9 protein-coding genes are annotated in these 4,445 nt (G+C 64.4%); 1 reads left to right on the forward strand and 8 read right to left on the reverse strand.

Annotated elements, in window-relative coordinates:
• The 8 genes from JOZ79_RS10185 to JOZ79_RS10220 all read right to left on the reverse strand — a co-directional run.
• Positions 1–906 (reverse strand): hypothetical protein (locus JOZ79_RS10185; RefSeq protein ID WP_294073782.1); only part of this gene is annotated, 906 nt, incomplete at its 3' end.
• Positions 882–1,160, reverse strand: coding sequence for a hypothetical protein (locus JOZ79_RS10190; protein ID WP_294073784.1), 279 nt, complete (start codon positions 1,158–1,160; stop codon positions 882–884). The genes JOZ79_RS10190 and JOZ79_RS10185, both read right to left, overlap by 25 nt.
• Before the next feature lie 354 nt (positions 1,161–1,514).
• Entirely contained in the window at positions 1,515–1,889 is a 375-nt protein-coding gene (locus JOZ79_RS10195; RefSeq protein WP_294073786.1) for a hypothetical protein, read from the reverse strand.
• An 80-nt stretch (positions 1,890–1,969) separates the two neighbouring features.
• Positions 1,970–2,248, reverse strand: a complete 279-nt coding sequence (locus tag JOZ79_RS10200; RefSeq protein WP_294073788.1) for a CopG family antitoxin — start codon at positions 2,246–2,248, stop codon at positions 1,970–1,972.
• Positions 2,223–2,528: a BrnT family toxin gene (locus tag JOZ79_RS10205; protein ID WP_294073790.1), complete on the reverse strand. Its 306-nt coding sequence runs from the start codon at positions 2,526–2,528 to the stop codon at positions 2,223–2,225. The genes JOZ79_RS10200 and JOZ79_RS10205 overlap by 26 nt, the downstream gene beginning before the upstream one ends.
• Before the next feature lie 62 nt (positions 2,529–2,590).
• A complete protein-coding gene (locus tag JOZ79_RS10210) occupies positions 2,591–2,926 on the reverse strand; it encodes a nucleotidyltransferase domain-containing protein (RefSeq protein ID WP_294073792.1) in 336 nt (111 codons plus the stop codon).
• Positions 2,927–3,018: 92 nt separating this feature from the next.
• Positions 3,019–3,477, reverse strand: a complete 459-nt coding sequence (locus JOZ79_RS10215; RefSeq protein ID WP_294073794.1) for a hypothetical protein — start codon at positions 3,475–3,477, stop codon at positions 3,019–3,021.
• Positions 3,478–3,519: 42 nt separating this feature from the next.
• Positions 3,520–3,876 (reverse strand): hypothetical protein, encoded by a 357-nt coding sequence (locus JOZ79_RS10220; protein ID WP_294073796.1) that lies wholly within the window; start codon positions 3,874–3,876, stop codon positions 3,520–3,522.
• Positions 3,877–4,123: 247 nt separating this feature from the next.
• Between JOZ79_RS10220 and JOZ79_RS10225 the strand changes: the two genes are divergently transcribed.
• Positions 4,124–4,445: hypothetical protein (locus tag JOZ79_RS10225; RefSeq protein WP_294073798.1), on the forward strand; the 322-nt coding region annotated here is incomplete at its 3' end.

The raw sequence follows: 4,445 nt of genomic DNA on the forward strand, positions 1-4,445 counted from the left end.
CTGCGTCATCGCCCAGTCGAGCGGCACCCGCTCGCGGGGACGCTGCTGCAAGACAAGCTTCCACGTCTCGATGGCCGCGCTCAGAGCGGCGTTGGTGCCGTGCTCGTCGCCCTCGCGGTAGAGCGCATCGGCCTGACGCTCGCGGTAGCCCGTCGCCTCGTCCACATGCCCGGGCGGCACCAGCTCCGCCGCCTGCCCGAACAGGTCGGCTGCCTGCGCGTAATGCAGCTCCGTCATGGCCAAATCACCCTCGGTGGCGGTCGATGCCGCGGCCCCGAGCAGCTGTGCATCCTCCGCGACCTGCGCCTGCTCGCGCAGCTTGCGTGCCTCCTGGGCCGCCACGATCTGGGCCTGCCGCGCCTGCGCAAGCAGCTGATGAGCCGCCTCGAAGCGACCGGCGGCGATCTCCGTCTTGGCGCGCTCGACGAAACCGCGCGCCGTGGGGTTGTCCGGGTTGAGTGCTGCCACCTGGGCCTGCAGCCGCTTGTAGTCGAGGGCGACCTTGGTCAGCACCTCGCCCAGTCGCTCGTCTGGAACGTCCGTCTGCTCGCCGACGATGCGCAGCAGCGTTTTGGCCGCTTCCTCGGTTACGCCGAGTTGCTTCCTGATCCGGTCGATTGTGCCCTGCAAGGCCTCCGTCACGCCCGCGACCGCTGCCTTCGTTTGACCCTCCGCTGTCGCTTTGGCTTCCTCTACTGCCGCCCGTGTCGCCTCCCTCAGCTGCTCCGGCGTGAGCCCGAAGTTGCAGGTCTGCGTGATGTGGCTGGCGTCGTGTCCGGCGGCGACGCTGCACGCGCTCGCGGTGACCGTCGGGTCAGCGGCGGCCGCGACCGAGGCCCGCCCGACGAACCCGGCGACTAAGACCACCGCGGCGAAGGCCGCTACTTCTTGGCGGTATCGGCGCATGACGCCACCGTTCCGCTATTGCCTACACCCGTCGGCGCGCCGCCGTTGTAGGTGATTGTGGCGCCCCGAACGTCATGCCCGGCAGCGACGCTGCCCTGCTGGGCGGAGACGCATTTAGCGCCGTCATCGTGCGCGGGCCAGATGTAGGTCACCACCGCCCAGGCTCCGACGGCGAGCGCCACCAGCCCGCTCCCGAGCCAGGAGAGGACCTGGCGGTTCTTGGGCTTGGCGACGAACGACCAGACCGAGCTCATACCCGCTCCCCCCTCGCACGGCCTTGACAGTTCCTATCTACATCCAAACGAGGGTCGGTGCGAGATGACACCATACCTCGCGTAGGATGCGCTCAGGGATGCAGCGAGTGCCGCTTTCAGAATTCTCGAATGCTGTTGAAAAACTCGCGCCGGCTCCTCCCGACCGCCTCTCGGACCGGAGCCGCATCGACAAAAGCCAAGCTTTTCAGTGCCCGGCTCGGTCCGCCCGCGGAAGAAGTGGCCGCTTTCGGCTGTTGCCGGGAGTTTTTCAACGGTATCCTTGAATTTCGGGAATCCGCTTCGTCGAACAGACCACTTGGCGGGCCTCGCCCAGGTGGTACCACATCAGGCGTGCTATCTTACCGACACCATCAGCCTTACCGACACCATCAGCGCAAAGGGATCAGGTGTGGCGCGCATGTTTTGGAACACGACGAATTTGTAAGTTTTCGCTTCCGTCTTGAAGGAATAGCTATCACGGTCATCGACGAGGCCGTAAATGCTGAAGGCCATATTTCCGTTCGTCTTAGTGAACTTCAATGTGGCTGTCTGACCCTTGCCAGTGTCAAGCGTGTAACAAGGAAATGGCTCATCCGAGCCGACTGCCCCCCTTACGGTCGCAAAGGACTGACCTCTGGCAAAGTGTATCGGCATGCAGTTTGTCGGCTCCTGCGCAAGGGCGGAGGAACCTTCAAGGAGAAGCATGGCGGCGAGAATCGCCCGGCTCATCGCAGCAAGCTACTTTTCAGTCCGCTGGCGGTCAACCTTCAGGAGGCGGCCCCCGGCCTGTCCTCGCGCTGCCGGGGCCGTCATCGCGGCGGAGCTGGCGACGGCTTTATGGGCTGGGAAACCTCGCGCTCCATCAGTTGCCGGATGAACCGCGTGTAGGGGATGCCCCGGACGCGGGCGCGTTCCTTCACCGCGTCGAGTAGGGGTTGCGGAACGCGCATGTTGAGATGCCCGGACTTAGGCTCAAATTCAAACTGGACAGGCGTTCCGCCTGACAGGTCGTATTCCACAAGACTGGCGGTATCGACAAACTCCTGAGCCTGCTTGTCTGTTTCAAAGGTTGGGATTTTCTTCTTCATAGCTTTCAATCTCCTCGCGGTGCATGTAGCGGGCGCTGACGGGGCGAATATACCTTCGCCCACCGCGCTCCCTGACAGTGAAGACTACGAACACGGCCCGCCCGTCGCCTGTCCTGCCGATGGCCCTGAACCGTTGCTCGGTTTGGGAATGGCCAGAGTCGGGCAGGACGATAACCGGGCCGGTGAACAATCCCTCGATCTCTGGCCGAGAAACGCCGTGTTTCCAGCAATGCGCCAGATTGCCGTCGTCCCACTCGAATCCCGAAACCAGCCTATTCACAGTGAATTCTACATGATTGTGTAGACAAATGCAATGCCCTTGCAGGAACGTGAGCCAGGCGGCTAGGGCTGTGCGGGTTCTGGTTCGCGCTTACCGGCGCGGGCGGCAAGCTCGGCTTCCGCGTCGGCATCGGCAATCTGACTGGTATCGACATCGAGGAAGGCGGACTGGTCGCGCCCGATGCGCCGCTCGGCCTCGTGAGCCGGGCGAACTCGATCTGCACGCCACAATGCGATGCGCGCGCTCTCGTCGGTGAAGGTGCCCGCGTCCCTGATGAAAACGGCAATATCGTAATCGGAATCCGGCTTCGCATCGCCCCGCGCTCGCGACCCGAACAGCACGACACGTTCCACGCGCTCGCCGTAGATTTCCGTCACAGCGGTGCGGAAGCGGGTCAACACAGGATCATCTTGCGGTTTCCCCATGCAGGGATTGTAGCACAGAGCGGCAGGCCGCAAAATCGTTGCGCCAATGTTGAATCTCGCAACCGTCACCAGGTCGGCTTCGGGGCACGTCGCGGATTGGCGGCGGCGAAGTCCTGCTTGATGCGGTCAAGAACGAGGCGCTTGCGTTCATCGTCAATCGGCATGGTCGGCAGCAACCGCGTGAGCTTCCGCTTGCTGACGATGCCGTACTTCGCAAGCTCGCGGTTGAACGCCAAATCCCCCTCCCGGCCCGCCACGTATTTCGACAGCGCGAGGTCATTTACCTCGATGCAAAGCCCGGTCGCGCCGCCCGTGTTTGGGCCGCTGATGCGGACAACGCGCTGCTCCCATCCTGCCGGGAGAGTGGCGGTCGTTGGCGCGATGCCACGCGCGTAGTAGCCATATGTCCTGTGGAACTGTGAAAGCTCGCCGATCATCGCGTCGATCTCGTCGGCGCGTTCGGGATAGTTGCGCGGATACACGTCCGCTTCGAGCGACTGGAAGGCAATCGGCGGCAGCCTCACGCTTTGCGCGTGGATGACTTCCCGATGACGACGATCTCGGCATTACCCGAAATCTGGCTGGCCGCCCGGATGATATGTTCGAGTTGCAAACGATTCATAGATGGTTCGCCGCTCGGCGTCGGTCAGGACACCGGCAAAGGGGCTGGACTGCCGCAGCCGGTTCGCCCTCTCGGAACGCTCCTCAAGAAACTGGGAAACCTGGGCGACCGGGGCGCTCAGGATGTTCTCCCACTCGGACAGCGCCAGCGCCGGGCTTCCGTCCATCTTCTGCCAGCGGCGCAGCGTGTCGCGCGCCTCGTCCAGAATGGCAGGATTGGCGCGCAGCTTTGCCGCAACCAGCCGGTGCATGGCAAGGCTGCGCGCGTCGATGCGGCTGTGATCGCTGTAGATCGGTTCCATGCAACCAGTGTAGCACAAGCCGACAAGTCGTTGCACAAATGGGTGGTGTCCCAGTTTGAAATCTGACCTCGTCACGCCCGGCCCTCGGGTCGAGCCCGAGGACAGGCTCCGGCCGGGCATCCACGACTTCGAGTGCGCAGAAAACGTGAATAACCGGACAAGGAAAGCGATCCCTCGTAGGCCATATGCGATGGCCCTGCACCCCACCCCTTGACGCCGCGTGTGGGAAACTCGCCTATCCTCCCCGATGTCCGCCACCCCCGCCCTGACCGACCCAGCCCACGACGCCGCCGCCCAGCAGCGCGAGGCGGACACGGCCTACTACCGCGAGGTCCTGCACGAGCTGATCGAGATCGGCACCACCCTCGCCCGCGCCCTCCCGCGCCAGGCCACACAGCCCACCCCCGCGCAGCTCCAGCCCGCCCCGGCCAAAGCCCTCGACCTCGCTTCTGCCTACGAGCGCATCACGCGTGCGATCCGCCGCACCATCGCCCTCGCCCGCACCCTCGACCAGCCCGCCCCCCTGCTCACCGCCCGAGGCCCAGCCCGAGCCGCGGCCGCCGTGGACC

Source organism: Sphingomonas sp. (assembly GCF_019242355.1).
GTDB lineage: Bacteria > Pseudomonadota > Alphaproteobacteria > Sphingomonadales > Sphingomonadaceae > Sphingomicrobium.